The organism is Pseudomonas sp. HMSC063H08, from assembly GCF_001813645.1.
In the GTDB taxonomy this organism is placed as follows: Bacteria; Pseudomonadota; Gammaproteobacteria; order Pseudomonadales; family Pseudomonadaceae; genus Pseudomonas; species Pseudomonas aeruginosa.
This window is the reverse complement of the sequence record NZ_KV813372.1, coordinates 1-16195: the sequence shown is the minus strand read 5'-3', so window position 1 is coordinate 16195 and position 16195 is coordinate 1. Positions and strand designations below refer to the sequence as shown.

Annotated in this window: 16 protein-coding genes and 2 pseudogenes; 11 read left to right on the top strand and 7 right to left on the bottom strand. The window is 63.3% G+C overall.

All coding sequences use genetic code 11. The features are described 5' to 3' along the window. Nucleotides 1-2 precede the first annotated feature (2 nt). The 3 genes from HMPREF2924_RS06980 to HMPREF2924_RS06970 form a co-directional block, all read right to left on the bottom strand. Nucleotides 3-1352, bottom strand: coding sequence for an RNA helicase RhlE1 (locus tag HMPREF2924_RS06980; RefSeq protein ID WP_019396680.1), 1350 nt, complete (start codon nucleotides 1350-1352; stop codon nucleotides 3-5). Nucleotides 1353-1429: 77 nt separating this feature from the next. Further along, nucleotides 1430-1933, bottom strand: coding sequence for a LabA-like NYN domain-containing protein (locus HMPREF2924_RS06975; protein ID WP_003093104.1), 504 nt, complete (start codon nucleotides 1931-1933; stop codon nucleotides 1430-1432). A 65-nt stretch (nucleotides 1934-1998) separates the two neighbouring features. After that, complete coding sequence (locus tag HMPREF2924_RS06970) at nucleotides 1999-2715, bottom strand: DUF2076 domain-containing protein (protein WP_023094421.1); 717 nt, start codon at nucleotides 2713-2715, stop codon at nucleotides 1999-2001. 99 nt (nucleotides 2716-2814) lie between these two features. On the opposite strand from HMPREF2924_RS06970, the gene HMPREF2924_RS06965 reads away from it, so the two are divergent. The 4 genes from HMPREF2924_RS06965 to HMPREF2924_RS06950 all read left to right on the top strand — a co-directional run bounded on the left by HMPREF2924_RS06965 (nucleotide 2815) and on the right by HMPREF2924_RS06950 (nucleotide 5889). Next, nucleotides 2815-3396 carry a cysteine hydrolase family protein gene (locus HMPREF2924_RS06965; RefSeq protein ID WP_003132564.1) on the top strand — a complete coding sequence of 194 codons (582 nt, stop codon included), beginning with the start codon at nucleotides 2815-2817 and terminating at the stop codon, nucleotides 3394-3396. Between the two features lie 157 nt (nucleotides 3397-3553). Then, nucleotides 3554-4648, top strand: a complete 1095-nt coding sequence (sfnG, locus tag HMPREF2924_RS06960) for a dimethylsulfone monooxygenase SfnG (protein WP_003093107.1) — start codon at nucleotides 3554-3556, stop codon at nucleotides 4646-4648. Between the two features lie 83 nt (nucleotides 4649-4731). Next, entirely contained in the window at nucleotides 4732-5388 is a 657-nt protein-coding gene (locus HMPREF2924_RS06955; RefSeq protein WP_003106831.1) for a DUF7847 domain-containing protein, read from the top strand. A gap of 66 nt (nucleotides 5389-5454) precedes the next feature. Continuing rightward, complete coding sequence (locus tag HMPREF2924_RS06950) at nucleotides 5455-5889, top strand: VOC family protein (protein WP_003132561.1); 435 nt, start codon at nucleotides 5455-5457, stop codon at nucleotides 5887-5889. Nucleotides 5890-5895: 6 nt separating this feature from the next. On the opposite strand, the gene HMPREF2924_RS06945 is transcribed toward HMPREF2924_RS06950, so the two are convergent. Further along, a complete protein-coding gene (locus HMPREF2924_RS06945) occupies nucleotides 5896-6732 on the bottom strand; it encodes an SDR family oxidoreductase (protein WP_003093110.1) in 837 nt (278 codons plus the stop codon). 61 nt (nucleotides 6733-6793) lie between these two features. Here HMPREF2924_RS06945 and HMPREF2924_RS06940 point away from each other — a divergent pair, with 61 nt between their 5' ends. The 3 genes from HMPREF2924_RS06940 (at nucleotide 6794) to HMPREF2924_RS06930 (ending at nucleotide 9188) form a co-directional block, all read left to right on the top strand. Then, the gene (locus tag HMPREF2924_RS06940; RefSeq protein WP_003106827.1) at nucleotides 6794-7933 is read left to right on the top strand and encodes an endonuclease/exonuclease/phosphatase family protein; all 1140 of its coding nucleotides are present in this window, start codon (nucleotides 6794-6796) and stop codon (nucleotides 7931-7933) included. Nucleotides 7934-8022: 89 nt separating this feature from the next. Further along, the gene (locus HMPREF2924_RS06935) at nucleotides 8023-8757 is read left to right on the top strand and encodes a substrate-binding periplasmic protein (protein WP_003106825.1); all 735 of its coding nucleotides are present in this window, start codon (nucleotides 8023-8025) and stop codon (nucleotides 8755-8757) included. 23 nt (nucleotides 8758-8780) lie between these two features. After that, entirely contained in the window at nucleotides 8781-9188 is a 408-nt protein-coding gene (locus HMPREF2924_RS06930) for a hypothetical protein (RefSeq protein ID WP_003093113.1), read from the top strand. Between the two features lie 10 nt (nucleotides 9189-9198). Here the strand turns inward: HMPREF2924_RS06930 and HMPREF2924_RS36915 are convergent. Next, nucleotides 9199-9261: pseudogene (locus HMPREF2924_RS36915) on the bottom strand (hypothetical protein); the annotation flags it as partial. Between the two features lie 364 nt (nucleotides 9262-9625). On the opposite strand from HMPREF2924_RS36915, the gene pycTIR reads away from it, so the two are divergent. The 4 genes from pycTIR (at nucleotide 9626) to HMPREF2924_RS35825 (ending at nucleotide 13440) form a co-directional block, all read left to right on the top strand. Beyond that, on the top strand, nucleotides 9626-10552 hold the full coding sequence (gene pycTIR, locus HMPREF2924_RS06925; RefSeq protein ID WP_010562503.1) for a Pycsar phage resistance system effector protein PycTIR: 927 nt from the start codon (nucleotides 9626-9628) through the stop codon (nucleotides 10550-10552). 80 nt (nucleotides 10553-10632) lie between these two features. Then, nucleotides 10633-12177 carry a Pycsar phage resistance system uridylate cyclase PycC gene (gene pycC, locus HMPREF2924_RS06920; RefSeq protein ID WP_070700422.1) on the top strand — a complete coding sequence of 515 codons (1545 nt, stop codon included), beginning with the start codon at nucleotides 10633-10635 and terminating at the stop codon, nucleotides 12175-12177. After that, nucleotides 12174-12947 carry an E2 domain-associated cysteine-rich protein gene (locus HMPREF2924_RS36910; RefSeq protein ID WP_073624886.1) on the top strand — a complete coding sequence of 258 codons (774 nt, stop codon included), beginning with the start codon at nucleotides 12174-12176 and terminating at the stop codon, nucleotides 12945-12947. The genes pycC and HMPREF2924_RS36910 overlap by 4 nt, the downstream gene beginning before the upstream one ends. A gap of 319 nt (nucleotides 12948-13266) precedes the next feature. Further along, a complete protein-coding gene (locus tag HMPREF2924_RS35825; protein ID WP_016712140.1) occupies nucleotides 13267-13440 on the top strand; it encodes a hypothetical protein in 174 nt (57 codons plus the stop codon). Nucleotides 13441-14171: 731 nt separating this feature from the next. On the opposite strand, the gene ltrA is transcribed toward HMPREF2924_RS35825, so the two are convergent. Next, nucleotides 14172-15440 (bottom strand): group II intron reverse transcriptase/maturase, encoded by a 1269-nt coding sequence (gene ltrA, locus HMPREF2924_RS06915; protein ID WP_010562502.1) that lies wholly within the window; start codon nucleotides 15438-15440, stop codon nucleotides 14172-14174. 519 nt (nucleotides 15441-15959) lie between these two features. Continuing rightward, nucleotides 15960-16195 (bottom strand): annotated as a pseudogene (locus HMPREF2924_RS34035) (IS5/IS1182 family transposase); the annotation flags it as partial.

The following is a 16195-nucleotide window of genomic DNA, read 5'->3' as shown; positions in this document are numbered from 1 at the left end:
CGCTATTTGCCGGATGGCCGCTTCTTCGGCTTGCCCGCCGCGCCCGCGCCGAAGCCCGGCGCCTTGCGCACCGCCTTGACCGTCGGCGCGCTGCTGTCGAACCAACTGCCCAAGTGGATCTTGCCGGGCTTGCCGGCGCTCTCCGCGGCCTTGGGTTTCTTCGGCTTCTTCGGTTTCTTCAGCACCACGCCGCCCGGTGCGGTCTGCGGCACCCGGTGCTCCGGCGCGAAGTCGGGCTCCTCGCGGCGCTGCAGGGTCTGCCCGATCAGTGTCTCGATCGCCGCCAGCAGCTCCACTTCGTCGGCGCAGACCAGCGACACCGCCTGGCCGGAGGCACCGGCACGGCCGGTACGGCCGATGCGATGCACGTAGTCCTCGGCGACGATCGGCAGGTCGAAGTTGACCACCAGCGGCATTTCCTCGATATCCAGGCCACGCGCGGCCACGTCGGTGGCTACCAGCAGGTCTACCTCGCCGGCCTTGAACCGCTGCAAGGCGCGCAGCCGCGCCGGCTGCGGCTTGTCGCCATGGATCGAGTCGGCGGCGATACCCTGGCGCTGCAACAGTCCGACCAGTTCCTCGACGCTCTTGCGGGTCTTGGCGAAGACCAGCGCCTGGCGCCAGCGATTGGCCTGCAACAGGTGGCAGAACAGCTCGGCCTTGCGCTTCTTGTCCACCGGCACCAGCCATTGCCTGACGCTCTTCGCCGCGGTATTGCGCGGACTGACCTCGATGGACAGCGGGTCGCGCAGCAGTTCGCGGGCCAGCGTGCGGATGGCGTCGGAGAAGGTCGCGGAAAACAGCAGGGTCTGGCGCTTGCGCGGCAGCGCGGCGAACAGCTCGTCCAACTCGCGGGCGAAACCGAGGTCGAGCATGCGATCGGCTTCGTCCAGCACCAGCGCCTGGAGCTGGGCGAACTTCACCGCGTTCTGCCGATACAGGTCGAGCAGCCGCCCGGGAGTGGCGACGAGGATATCCACCCCCTTGCGCAGCTTCATCATCTGCGGGTTGATGCTGACCCCACCGTAGGCCACCGCGGTACGCAGCGGCAGGTGCTGGCCGTAGTCGCGAATACTGGCATGGACCTGCTCGGCCAGTTCGCGGGTCGGAACCAGGACCAGTGCGCGCACCGAGTTGGCAGCGACCTGCGGCCCCTCCAGGGTCAGCCGCTGCAGCAACGGCAGGGCGAAACCGGCGGTCTTGCCGGTGCCAGTCTGTGCTGCGGCGAGCAGGTCGCGGCCCTTGAGCGCCGGAGGTATGGCCTGGGCCTGGATCGGCGTAGGCGTGCCGTGGCCGAGCCCTTCGAGGGCCTTGAGCAGGGGGTCGAGCAGACCGAGGGAAGCGAACGTCATGAGCGGCTCGGAAAAAAGGAAACGGACGGCATTCTAGCGGATTCGCCGTCTCCCATCGTCCTCTGGCGCGCGGCCGGTCAGCCCTTGAGCAGCAATCCGCCCTCGATCGGCACGTAGCGCGACGCCGCTCGGATCAGCGCGTTGGCGGTCAGGCCAGGCACCCCGTAGGCCGTAGCCACGACGCCGTGGGCGCGGATGACCTTCTCCAGCAGCAGATCGAAGTCGCCGTCACCGGAGAGCAGCACCACTTCGTCCACCCGCGGCGCGGCATCCAGTACGTCGATGGTGATGCCGACATCCCAGTCACCCTTGGCCGAGCCGTCGGCACGCTGGATGTAGGGCTTCAGCTTCACCGTGAAACCGAGGTTGCGCAGAATCTGCTGGAACTGCTGCTGACGCGGGTCGCCGCGGTCGATGGCGTAGGCATAGGCCTCGACGATGCTCCCGCCGCGAGCGATGTCTGCCCACAGGGCGGCGTAGTTGAGATGGCAGCCGTAGGCCTGGCGCACGGTGTAGTAGAGGTTCTGCACATCGGCGAAGACAGCGATCTTCTTCGCCGCGGGCGACTCGGGACGACTCAAGGGGAACTCCGGAACGACGGCAGTGGGCCACCATTATCGCAGCCCACGGCCCGCAACCCTAACGGTCAGGTGAACAAATCGTCGTCGCCGAGGAAGCTGGAGTCGTCGTTGAAGTCGCTATCGCTGAAATCGCCATCGGCGAAACCGCCGTCGGTGGGATAGTCGCTATCGGCGAAACGCTCGGTCGCCGGCTCGGGATCGGCAAACTGACTGGCGTCGAGGTTATCCACCGGGACGTCCTGGATCACCTCGACGATTTCCTGCGGTTGGCTGTGGCGGAACATGCCGGTGAGCAGGTCGGCCACCAGCATCCCGCCAGCGACCCCGGCGGCCGTCTGCAACGCGCCGCCGAGAAAACCGCTGGCCCGCGAAGGCGCGGCCGACGCGGCGGGCGCCATACCCGGACGCATGTCGCCGGCCCCCGCCGCCGGATTGGAGAAACGCGTCTCGCCCCAGCCCGCCGGGCGCCCCGGTTGGCTCGGCGCCGGCTCGTCGCGCGCGCCGCCACCGAACAGGCCGGAGAGGAAGCCGCCGCTGCTCGGACGGCTCTGCTGCAACTGGGCGACCTGCGCCTCGAGCTCCTTCACCCGTTGGTCGAGGCGCTTCAGCGCGGCTTCCTGGATCAGCACCACCTGCGCCATGTAGTACGGCGCCGCCGGCTGCCGCACCAGGTGCTGGTTGATCTGCGCCTCGGCCTCGGCGTCACGCGGAGCGGACTGCCCCTCGGCCTCGCGCAGGCGGCTGAACAGGCCGTCGATCAGGGTTTTCTCATCGGATTTCATCGCACGCCTCGACTGCATTTCGAGAAGGAAGGATGGATTGCACCAAAGGGAAATATTGGAGCACCCTGCACGATCTCAAGTTCCTCCGGTGAATTCCCGATGAATGACGATGCCCAGCGCTCCGCACGGTCCCAGGTCGCCCTGCTGATCGTCGACCTGCAACGCGGCATGCAGCGCCACGACCTGCCGCCGCGCAACAATCCCGGCGCCGAGGCGCGCATCGTCGAACTGCTTGCCGCCTGGCGCGCCGCCGGCTGGCCGGTGGTGCACGTCCGGCACATTTCCCGGCAGCCCGGCTCGCCCTTCGCGCCCGGCCAGCCCGGCGTGGAGTTCCAGCCAGCGCTGGCGCCGCGCGACGACGAGGCGGTGTTCGAGAAGAACGTTCCCGACGCCTTCATCAACAGCGGCCTGCAACGCTGGCTCCATGTCCGCGACATCCGCCAGGTGGCGCTCGTCGGGGTAGCCACGGAGAACTCGGTGGAAGCCAGCGCACGCAGCGCCGGCAACCTCGGCTTCCAGACCTGGGTAGTGGCCGACGCCTGCTTCACCTTCGCCAAGCCCGATTTCCATGGCACCCCACGCAGCGCCGACGAGGTACATGCGATGGCGTTGGCCAACCTGCACGGCGAGTACGCCGTGGTACTGCGCGCCGCCGAACTGTTGCAGCGCTTGCCGGCCTGACTGTCTGCCGGGCAACAGCGGGACAACAGGGCTGTCCGGCAGAAGACATGCCGGTTCCGCCATATCCCCCATAAGCCATTGATTCGAAAACATGAATCCGGGATGGCACGGTTCCTTCATAGACACCGGACCACGCCCCTACCCGGAGATACCCCCGATGAGCCAAGAGCAACAGCCGATCCGCTTCGCCTACTGGGTCCCCAACGTCAGCGGCGGCCTGGTGGTGAGCAAGATCGAGCAACGCACCAGCTGGGACATCGACTACAACCGCAAGCTGGCCCAGTTGGCGGAACGCAACGGCTTCGACTACGCCCTCTCGCAGATCCGCTTCACCGCCGGCTACGGCGCCGAGTACCAGCACGAGTCGGTGGCCATCAGCCACGCCCTGCTGGCGGCCACCGAGAAGCTCAAGGTGATCGCGGCGATCCTGCCTGGCCCCTGGCATCCTGCGGTGGTGGCCAAGCAACTGGCGACGATCGACCAACTGACCAATGGCCGGGTCGCGGTGAACATCGTCAGCGGCTGGTTCAAGGGAGAGTTCACCGGCATCGGCGAACCCTGGCTGGAGCACGACGAACGCTATCGGCGCTCCGAGGAGTTCATCCGCGTGCTGAAAGGCATCTGGACCGAGGAAAACTTCACCTTCAAGGGCGATTTCTATCGTTTCCACGACTACACCCTGAAACCCAAGCCGATCCAGCAGCCGCACCCGGAAATCTTCCAGGGCGGCAGCTCGCGGGCGGCGCGGGACATGGCCTCGCGCGTGTCCGACTGGTACTTCACCAACGGCAACAGCATCGACGGCATCCGCGCCCAGGTCGAGGACATCCGCGCCAAGGCGGCGGCCAACGGCCATTCGGTCAAGGTCGGAGTGAACGCCTTCATCATTGCCCGCGACACCGAGGAGGAAGCGCGGGCGGTGCTCGACGAGATCATCGCCAAGGCCGACTACGAGGCGGTGAACGCCTTCGGCGACGCGGTGAAACAGGCCGGCAAGGCCTCGCCGGAGGGCGATGGCAACTGGGCCAAATCCACCTTCGAAGACCTGGTGCAGTACAACGACGGCTTCAAGACCAACCTGATCGGCACGCCACGGCAGATCGCCGAGCGCATCGTCGCGCTGAAGGCGGCCGGGGTCGACCTGGTGCTGTCGGCCTTCCTGCACTTCCACGAAGAAGTGGAGTATTTCGGCAAGCACGTGTTGCCACTGGTCCGCGAACTGGAGCAGGCCCAGGCTCGCGAAGCCGCCTGAACGGCAACGGCGGCCGCCAGGCGTTGGCCTCGGCGGCCGGCTGGGTTAGAGTCGCGGGCTCGTATCCGATCTGCCGACCCGCGATGAATCCTCTGCTGCCGCTGCGTGACGCCTGGTTCTTCTTCACCCGCCACCTGACCACCCTGGTGCCGCTCTGCCTGCCCTGGATATTCCTCGAAAGCCTGCTCCAGCAGCAGATCGACGAAGCCGTCGGCCCCCAGCAGATGGGCGCCTGGAGCCTGGTCGCCGGACTGCTCTTCTACCCGCTCTACACCGCAGCCCTGATCCTGTTCATGGACGCGCGCGGGCGCGACGAGCGGCCTCGCGTCGGCCAGCTGTGGAGCGCCGCGCTGCGCCTGTGGCCAGCCTTCGCGCTACTCGCGGCGCTGACTTCGCTGCTGATCGTGCTCGGCCTGTCGCTGCTGATCCTGCCGGGCATCTTCGTCATGGTGAAGCTGTCCTTCGCCGAATTCTGCCTGGTGCTGCGCGGCCGTAGTCCGCTGCAGGCGCTGCGGGAAAGCTTCGAGTTCACCCGTGGGCGATTCTTCCTGATCCTCGCCTGTTCGCTGGTGATCCTGCTGCCGGTCTGGAGCCTGGAAGCCTGGCTCGCCGATTCGGCCGGCGACGCCGTCGTGCTGCGGGTCGCCCTGCATACGCTCAGCGGGTTCTTCCAGCTGCTGTTGACCATCGTCGCCTTCCGCATCTACAGCCTCGGTCCGGCGCCACGCAACGGGATGTGAACGGCGCCGCGCGCCGATTCGCCGCGCTGGCCTATGCTTGACGAGCCCTGCCTCGAGGAACGGACCATGAGCGACGAATCGGCCAACCCCAGCTGCATTTCCCACCTGTCCATCGGCACCAACGACTTTCCCCGTGCCCGAGCCTTCTACGACGCGGTGATGGCCGCCCTCGGCTGCAAGGTGATCCTCGAATACCCCGGCGCCGTGGCCTACGGCAAGCTCTATCCGGAGTTCTGGGTGCAGGCGCCGATCGACGGCCGTCCCGCCAGCGTCGGCAACGGCAGCCACGTCGGCCTCTTCGCCGACAGCAAGGCCCAGGTCGACGCCTTCCACGCCGCGGCCCTGGCCGCCGGCGCACGCGACGAGGGCGCGCCGGGCCCGCGTCCGCTGTACGGCGAGCCCTACTACGGGTGTTTCATCCGCGACCTCGACGGGCACAAGGTCGAGGCCTCCTACTGGGACATGAGCCAGGGCTTCGACGCCCACGACCACGCCCACTGAGCGCCGTCAGGGTTGCGGCTTGAGTCCCGACAGGCGCGGCACCAGCAGCTTTTCGAAGAGACGCGGAAAGAAGCGCGCCAGCAGCCGCGCCCGCCAGTTGACGTTGGACAGCACCAGCAGGCGCCGGCGCCGCGCGGCGCCCTGGAAGATCGCCTCGGCGACCTCCACCGGCGATGCCACCTGGCTGCCCAGCACTTGCACCGGCTGGCGAGTCACCGAGCCATCGCCGACCAGCGCGTTCTTGCGCAGGTCGGTGGCGGTGAATCCCGGGCAGGCCAGGGTCACGCTGACGCCGGTGCCTTCCAGCTCCATCCGCAGGGTATCGAACAGACCGTGCAAGGCATGCTTGCTGGCGTTGTAGGCGCTGCGGTAGAGCAACGGGGCGAAGCCGGTCAGCGAACTGAGCACGACGATCTGCCCGCGCCGTTCGAGCAGGCTCGGCAGCGCCGCGCGGGTGCAATGCACGGCGCCGAAGAAGTTCACCGCCATGACCTTGCGGAAAACCCCCAGGCCGGTTTCGGCGAAGGTACCGCGGTGGGTGATGCCGGCGTTGTTGACCAGCACGTCGATGCCGCCGAAGCGCTCCACCGCCAGCGCCACGGCACGCTCCACCGCATCGGCGTCGGCGACGTCGCAGCGCAGGCCGAGCGCCTCGCCGCCGAGATGGTCGCGCAGGTGCTGGACCAGGCTGTCCAGCGCCGCCTGGTCGAGGTCGAGGATCGCCAGTCGCGCACCGGCCCGGGCGAAACGCAGCGCCAGAGCGCGACCAATGCCGGAACAACCACCACTGACCAGCACCACCTTGTGGCGGTAGGCCTGGCTGCTGAATACCTTGCGCGGCATGCGATACCCTCCCGCTCGAAAAAACGCGAACCCTTGCGTCAATTCGACCGGCAAGGGTGAAATGCGCGGCGGCAAGCTCTATGCTCTGGTCCTTTCCAGCATAGTCTCGATTGCGATGTCACTGCCCCGTCTACGCAACCTGCTGTTCGTCGGCCTGCTCCTGCTGGTCGGCGGTGCCCTGCTCGCCAGCTACCTGCTGAGCTGGCAACCCGCCGATCGCGAAGCCGCGCCCCTGCATTGCCAGGGCGCCGCGCCGGCGCTGAAGCCGGGGCAGGCCCTGAAGGTGATGACCTGGAACATCCAGTACCTGGCCGGCAAGCGCTACGTCTTCTGGGACGACCTGCCGGATGCCACCGGCCCGGACCAGCGTCCCACCGCCGAAGACCTGGCGTTCACCCTCGACGAGGTGGTCCGGGTGATCCGCGACGAGCAGCCGGACCTGGTCCTGCTCCAGGAGATCGACGACGGCTCCAGCGCCACCGACGATCAGGACCAACTGGCGCTGATCCAGGAGCGCATCAACGATCTCTACCATTGCAGCGCCCAGGCCTACGAGTGGAAGTCGGCCTTCGTGCCGACGCCGCACATCTTCGGCAGCGTCGGCCGCAAGCAGGCCACTCTGAGCCGCTATCGCATCGATAGCGCCGAGCGGCGCCAGTTGCCGCCACGCGACGGCGGGCTGTTCGACCGCCTGTTCGGGCCGCGCCCGGCGATCCTGGTCAGCCACCTGCCGATCGACGGCGGCGGCGAGCTGGCCGTGCTCAACGCCCGCTTCGACCGCCCGCAGGCGAACGACGACACCCTCGAGCGCCAGGTCGAGACCACCCGTACGCTGCTCGACGAACTGCAGGCCAGGCGCACGCCCTGGCTGCTCGGCGGCGACCTCAACCTGCTGCCGCCCGGCCAGTATCCCTACCTGCTGGCGCCGCTGCGCGCGCCCTACCGGGAAGACAGCGAACTGGCCATCCTGAGCGGGCGCTTCCCGATGGTGCCGTCGCTGGAAGAGGCCAGTGGCGTCGACCAGGTTCGCTGGTACACGCACTTCCCCAACGACCCACGGGTCCAGGGGCCGGATCGGACCCTCGACTACCTGTTCCACAGCCCCTCGCTGACCCGTCTCGATGCCCGGGTCCGGCGCAGCGATACGCTGCAGATCTCCAACCACCTGCCGCTCGCCGCGCGCTTCCTGCTGCCCCATTGACCGGGCGCGCGCCGGGCTGGACAAGCGGCCCGGCGCGCCGCATGCTTCGCCCCCATTCATAACAACAAAAAACGGCAAGGCCGCACACCATGCCCCTACGCACCACAACGCCCCTGCTCGCGCTGCTGGCGTTCGCCCTGCTGGCCGCCCCGCAGCTCCATGCGCAGGACGCAAGGCCGTCGTTGAACGTCGGCTACTACGAATTCCCCCCCTACATCTATACCGCCCGGGATGGCCACGCCGCCGGTTCCGGCGCCCGCCTGGTCCGCCTGCTGCTGGAGCGGGCCGGCTATCGTCCGGCGTTCCGCGCCCTGCCCAGCGCGCGCCTGTACCTGGGGCTGCAGGATGGCAGCGTGGCGCTGTGGGCCGGCGCGGCCAAGCCGGAGCTGGCCGCCGACACCCTCCAGGCGCGGCGCGTGCTCGGCCACGTCAGCCTGAACCTGTACTACCCGGCGCACCAGCCGGCACCGCGGGTTCCCCAGGACCTGGCCGGACGCCGGCTGATCCTGATCAGCGGCTACAGCTACTGGAAACCGGTCACCGACTTCATCCAGGACCCCAACCTGCACCTGCGCCTGTACCGCACCGGCACCCACCACGCCGCCTTGCGCATGCTCGAACTCGGGCGCGGCGACTACCTGCTCGACTACCAGGCGCCGGTGGAAGCGGCCAGCCGCCAGGCGTTGGCAAGCCAGGAACTGTACCGCCTGCCGCTGCGGATGATCGTCTCGCGCCACATTCCCGGCGCCGAGGCGCTGCGCGACCGCCTGGACCAGGCCTACGACCAGTTGCGGAGCGACGGCGCCGACCTGTCCCTGCTGTGAACCGACCCCGGAGGAGGAGCCCGATGCATACCGCCATCCCCTGCTGCACGATCAACGGCGAACAGCCCGCCCTGCGCGGACAGGTCTGCCAGTCGCTGCTGATCCAGGAATGGTGGTGGGAAGGCCGTCCGGCCGATCCGGTGAACGTGGTCTACCTGCAGTTCGAGCAACGCTGGTATCGCCTCTACTTCGAGGGCGAGACGGTGTTCTGGCGCAGCGGCGAAGCGCCGCGGCCCTGCGAGAACGACGAAGGCCCGGGCGAGTACCGCCTGCACGACCTCGGCCGGCAGCGCGGCCTGGTCGGTGTGCGCCTGCTGGCCCTGGAGTTCGTCCTCAACGGCCCGACCCTGGACAGCCACTTCGACTTCGCCGACGGCCAGCGCCTGAGTTTCCGGCACTTCCTCGACGACGACCTGACCCGGGTGCTCTGAGCGCCGTCGACTACTTGCGTGGCTTGGCCCGGGCAGTGGCCTCGGCCACCAGCGGGTCGTCCGGCCAATAATGTGAGCTATCAAATTACGTTCCTTCGATTGACACCGCCAAATCGCCCGTAATCCCTACCTATGATGCTATTTCGGCGACTCCCCATTGACCGTCAAACTCACCCCCATTGATTGACAAAAACTGACGCCAATCAAGAGAAGGTTTGACAGGTGTACCAGAGCACGTCAGGTCTTACAGCACAAAATGTTTGACACTGAACATTCGGCCCACTACTCCCGAATGCAATCAAACAGAGTTTGAACCTGCGTCCCTGAGCGCCCGCCATGCCCAGATCTTTTCTTCAGCGCCCCTTGAAAGGGTGACGCACGTCCCCATTTCTCTGTGAACGCCCCCGCAACCTCTTCGCAAGGGAATGCTCACCATCATGACTACTGGGAAGTTGATCGATCGCTTTGAAGGGCCGTCAGGCCGCGCCGTTCTTGAGGAAGTACTGCTTGAGCAGAAGCTGGTACTCGGAAATCAAGACCTAGCACGCCGCCTCGCAGAGGTAGGAACGCTGGAGGAGATCGCTAAGGATGCTGTGCTCATTACCGAGGACGCGGAGGACTCCGAGGTTTATTTCATCATCACAGGGCATTTCCAGGTGAAGGTCCATGATCGTGAAGTCGCAACACGAGGGGGCGGCGATCACGTCGGAGAAATGGCTGCTCTGGTCCCAACAGCGAAGCGCTCTGCTACTGTACTGGCCACCGAGCCCTCGATTGTCTTGAAGGTCAGCGCGGCAGACTTCAAGTCCATTGCGGACGCGTATCCCTCGGTTTGGCGACAGGTCACTCGGCAACTGGTCGATCGACTACACCAGCGAAACGACATGGTGCTTCCTGCCCATCAGTCATCCCACGTATTCATCATTTGCTCGGTCGAGGCACTCCCTATTGCCCGGGCAATCGAGAATAACCTTGAGCACGACAAGTTCTTCGTAAAGACCTGGACACAAGGCGTTTTCCGCGCATCGCAGTACGCCCTTGAAAGCCTCGAAGAGCAACTGGACGAGTGCGATTTTGCCATCGCAATCGCACAGCCGGACGACTCCGTCACAATGCGCGAGGAAACCAAGAATACGCCGCGCGACAACGTCATTTTCGAGCTTGGCCTGTTCGTAGGACGACTTGGCAGGGCACGAACCTTCCTTCTTGAGCCTAGGGGTGACGAGGTACATCTGCCGTCAGATCTGAAAGGGCTGACAACCATCGGATATCGCCTAACGAAAAGTGAAGACCAGCTGCCCTCCAGCCTATCTCCAGCCTGCAATCAGCTACGCACCATTTTCAACAAGCTAGGACCGAAGTAACGGATATCTGTCAACAAGCAAATTTGGCATGCGCTTGCCTACCGCATTGCAGCGCGCCCAATCACCCGAAGGAGTGATCGATGAGCAAGAGCTGGAACCATGATCGCGCTGCAAAACACATAGACCAGAAGATCGCTGATGTTGAGGAAATCACCATCAAGGATTACGTGCGCGACATGTCGTTGGAATCGATTCCTACCAGTACCGCGTACCGCGTGGATGGGGTCCACATGTATGCGGACATCATGAATCTCGAGGACATGCTGAACATCACTGCAGTCGAGGGCACAGAGTGTCACAAGCGCACGCTGCGCTTTCTTGACCAGCACTACCGGGCAGTCAAGCGAATTCTCAACAAGGTTGATGCGCGCCGCGTCGACTTCCACAGTCAGCGGCTGCACTCCCTTTTCACTAAGCCGTACAACACTGAGTCCGGCGCTGAGACCAAGCGTGTTCAACGCGCCGTTGCGACTGCGCAATTGATCATTGACGTGCTTGCAGAGACGGGCGACGACGATGAGCAAATCCCAGCAGCCAAGGTTCGAATTGGCATCGATACCGGCCTAGCTCTTGCTGTAAACAATGGCCACAGCGGGTACCGCGAACCCTTGTTCCTGGGCGATCCAGCGAACCATGCCGCGAAACTGGCCAGTAATAACAAGGCCAGGGGTATCTATCTGACCAACAATGCTCGTAAGGCCATCGGCCTTGCGGAAAGCGATGAGCCGGAAAAATCTGCCCTAACCGCGATAGAGATCAAGGCATGTCAGGATGCGGCCAAGCTGGATGTCACGTCCGACGAGATCGTCGAGGAGTGGCGTGAGGATCTGAAAAAGAACCCCATTGGCGGTTACCAGTTTTCCCGCCAAACCCCACCCCTGCGTGATATGGACATTTACTCGCTGACTCCGGCCAACTCGAAGCGACAGGAGATGGTGAGCCTCTACGCCGATATTGATGGCTTCACAGCCTACGTGGCCGATCACATCAACGAGAAGACCGACGATGTCGTGCGGACTTTGCATGTCATCCGCTCCGAGCTGGAGCGGGTCGTGACTTCCGACTTCGAAGGGCGCCGGGTGCGCTTCATCGGAGACTGCGTGCAAGCCCTATCCTGTGACGGCACCGCGCATACTACTGACGAAGAGAAGTCAGTATCCGAGGCCACACGGCTAGCAGGTGCACTGCGCAGCAGCTTCAATCTCGCAATTGAGCGGCTGAACGCCGAAGGTATTGAAACCGGCGACCTCGGCCTCGCGATTGGCTTCGATCTGGGCCCAATAGCCGTCACGCGCCTGGGCGCCAAGGGTAATAGAGTTAGGTGCGCTATCGGGCGTAGCGTGATCGAGTCTGAGAAACGCCAATGCGCGTGTTCGGGGGTGGAAACCGCGATCGGGCAAGTAGCTTACGACGCAGCATCGAAAGCTGTGCAGAACCTGTTTGGGAAGAGTCGTAAGACATCACACCTGGACTACAACGAAGCTACCGAAGCCCTGGCAGATGATGGGGACGCATCTGCGAAGCAAGCTCGCTCGGAAGCCTATGCGGGTTCCGCCGCCATCATTCGCGCAGATGAGCGTCAGGTGCAGCCCCACTCCCGCCAGAAAGTAGACGGCAGCCGTTGAGCACAGCGCTCGACCTGATTGCACAGGTCGCCCCAGATTTCGGGGGTACCTGTGTAACATCCGTTCCGCAGACAGCAACGCTTGATCTTCCGATTCGGCTGGTGGACGGGAGAACGCTCCCCTACAAGCTGCATTTACGCCAAGACGGTGAATGGATAGAAGCACGCGAAAGCACACCACATCACTTGCCAGGCTTTTGCCCGGAACGGCACATCAATTATGATGGTACGTTCTGTCTGTTTTACGCGGGCGCCAATCCGCTTCCTGTCTCAGACGAGCCGTCCGCTCGTGCCTGGCTTGAGACAATCTACAAATACCTAAAGCTTCAAGAGCGCGCTCGCACTCTGCGCAGATGGCCGAATGGTTCCGCGTGGGCACACGGCGACGCAGCTCGACATCAACTGCGAGCGCAGAAGGCTGCGAGCGCAATCAGTGGCAAAATCGCTAACGATCTTGCGGTAAATCAGCTAGGGCTCAAGCGCAGAAAGTCCAAAGAGCGACCTATCTTGGATGTGATCTCCGGAACAGTGCCTTTGTTTAGCGTGTGGGAAAAGTCCCGGCGGGTAATCAACCAAAAAAGGCGCTGCTTCTGCGGCCTGTATGGACGCCGCCGTCCTAAACGAATTCGACGCTGCCATGACCATGCAAAGCAGGCTACCGAACTGGCTTTCGCATTGCGGGACTGGGAAGAGGCTGAGCGGCAATATTGGGACTCCATGCACGGCAAGCCTTGCTGTGGTTCCTGCGATAGCTGCCCACTCAGCCCATAAGTCCCGGTGTAATTCGGGCTGGTCCCCAGGCGAGTCGGCATCTGGACTAGCAGCCCGCCGCTCATACCGGGGACGTTTCGTCTGATCAGGCAACTGGCAGGAGCAACAACAGGATCTTAACCCTGAGCAGTCGAAGGCCATGATGACCGGCCGGTACCCCGTTTTTAGTACTTGGCAGAAGTAACGGCCAGGCCACGGGGGCCTACCTCAAGATGCTCCTAAAAGAGAAAATAAATTAATGTACGCCAGGGCTTCCAGCCCCTCCCCTTCGAACATAACATCACGTCACGTTACAAACCTAAGCCAGGTGCCCATGCCTATGAAAACTAGCAATCGCGTTGTGATCGAGGTTGATCCTGCCCAAAAGCAGCAGATCTACGCCGCACTCAAGGCGCGTGGGTTGACCATGCGTGAGTGGTTTCTGCAGCAGGTGAGTCAGGAGCTTTCCATTCCGCAGCCCACCCCACCCTCCAGTCAGTCGAGCAACGATTAAGTATTTCTCAGGGAGTCGAGCAGATGCTCAAGACAGTCAAGCAGGCATGCACATTCAACCCCATCATTCGCGACTACCCAACTAGGCGAAGAGGAAGCCATCAAGCCCTACTGGGTCAATGGCCCTCGCGCGGTCGATCAGGCTGGCTGGAAGAAAATTATCGGGGACAAACCGACCCTGATCATGCTCGATGAGTTGCCGCCCTACCTTGAAAACGCGAGCACTACTGTCATCGGCGGCGGTACGCTGGCTACCGTGAGCACCTACACACTCAGCTGCCTGATGAGCGCCGCTCTGGAGTTACCGCGTTGCTGCATTGTGATTGCCAACCTATCCGGCAGCTATGTGGCTCAGACCAAGGCAATTGCCGAAGCAATCTCTAACCTCCAGCAAGAAGCCAGTCGCCAAGCGAGCACCATCACCCCCGTGCAGTTGGCGGGTACCTGTTCATCCCTAGCGCCTCTCCGCCTTGATGCTGGCAGATTCAGTCTGGCCTCGCGGTTCGACCTACCGAAATATCGGCGGTTACATTGTCCCCAGAGCTTCAGACCCGGCTGTTACCGGCCACGCCTGTCTGGGTAGGGAACGAGTGGTGGAACAGTCGGTTCCGTCGGGCGTTAACCTGCGGAACAGAAACCCATGCGACTTTCAGGTCGCACTGCCGAAATGGTGAGTCGGCCGCGGGAACTGCCCCCGCAGCCGCTCGCAGAACCGTACGTGACACTCTCGCGTCATACGGCTCCCGTTATCCAACCTTGCTGCCCGGTCACTCGCCAGTGATGAAACAGCCGGGGTACCACAGTCCGCATCTTGTCCAGCCATTGGCTAATGCGCCGCTTGCGCCTATGAAGGGCCTTGTATTTTCGTCGGGCCCAGCGTTCAAGCGCGCGGTCAATGTGCTGGAAGATGCCAAGCATGGCTGTCCGATAGAACGAGCCATAGTATTGCCACCACCCCTGTATCACTGGATTGTAGAGCCGAGCCACGTCGACCAGCGTCACGTGGGTTTGGCGATTGAGTCGCCACCTGCGTACCGCTTGCCGCATCCGCTTTAAGGCATCCGCACTCGCTCCCGGAAGGAAGCTCGTGAAGAGCTGGTCTTGTTTGCTGAGCGCCTTCCTCGGCCTAAAGGTGAAGCCGAGGAAGGTAAAGCTCACATGCGGATAACCTGCGCGACGGTTACTGTCCTTGCAGTACACGACTTTCGATTTCTCCGGGTGCATCGTCAAGCCACAGGCAGCCAGCCGTGAAGCAATGGAGCGCATCACGTACTCCGCTTGCTTTCGACTGCGGCAGTGCACCACCGCATCATCGGCGTAGCGGGCAAACGGGCAGTTGGGGCTGGTACGTTGCATCCAGGTGTCGAAGGCATAGTGCATGAACAGATTCATCAGGAGGGGACTGAGCACTCCACCTTGCGGGGTGCCGCGTTCGCGTGGGACGCGCATGCCGTCATCCGTTTCGAACGGCGCAACCAGCCACCGCTCGATGTACAGAAGTATCCAGTCCTCCTTGATGTGCAGGCGCACCGCCTTCATCAGCAACCCATGATTGATCTGATCGAAGGCTGCCTTGATATCAAACTCCACCACCCAGTCGTATCGCCAGCAGCGCTCACGCGTGATCGCCACCGCCTGCTTCGCTGATCGTCCCGGCCGGTACCCATAGGAGTCCGAGTGGAAGATCGAGTCCAGCTCCGGCTCGATGAGAAGCTTGACCACGGTTTGCGCGACACGATCACCAACCGTGGGCACTCCCAGCTTGCGCGTGCCTCCCGATGCCTTGGGAATTTCTACTTGCTTGACCGGAGGCGGGAAGTACGACCCCGACGACATCCGATTCCACAGCTTGTAGAGATTCTTAGACAGATCCCGCTCGAAATCGGCGATGGTTTCATCGTCGATGCCGGCAGCACCGCGGTTGGCCCTGACCTGCTGGTAGGCGTCCCATACCGTGCGTTTCGCTATGTCATAAGGTTTCGCCGAGCTCACGCCACTCATCCCCGGAGGTTGGCAACGCTCGTCGGCCGGATAACGCCGCCCCTTCGCTCCACCTCCATTACAGAGGCTTCATCGCTACTACGGGAAGCTCCGCCCCTCGTTCCAGCATCGGTATTCTTCCTCATGGTGTTGGCCATTTGTCATTTTCCTTCGCATCTGGAACAAGGTTCTCACGTTCCGTACCAAAGCCTGTATGAAGATCATGCCGCCTATACACCGGCTGCCATCGGGTCCGTAAGCAGGTAACGCCCCGACTTGTCCTGAAGCCAGTACTCCACCTCAGTTTCGGCAGCACCTTGGGCATAACGATGCGTCATCGGACGGTTTGCTTTCGCTCATCTTCTCCATACTCACCTGCCATCCTCAGGGATGACTTTTCCTCGGTCGCTCACCACCACACCTTTTGGATGCAGCAGCACCGGGTGGTTTGAAGTCCGCTCCTGCAAGCCGACTTCGGAAGGCCTACTTCCATCTTCGGCACAGCAGCACAGGTCATCTGACCTGTGTTCGTGACACACAATACTGGTTTCCCTTCTTGGTCTGGTGCATTTCCGGGTCGCGCTTGCCGTCCTTGTTCTTGGTCGAACTGGGCGCATTGATCAGCGTTGCATCGACGATGGTGCCCTGGCGCAGCGACAGGCCGCGGTCGCCCAGAGCCATTGATGACAGCGAGGATGCCGGCCGCCAGCTCGTGTTTCTCCAGCAAGCGGCGGAAGTTGAGAATGGTGGTTTCGTCGGGGATGCGCTCCAGGTTC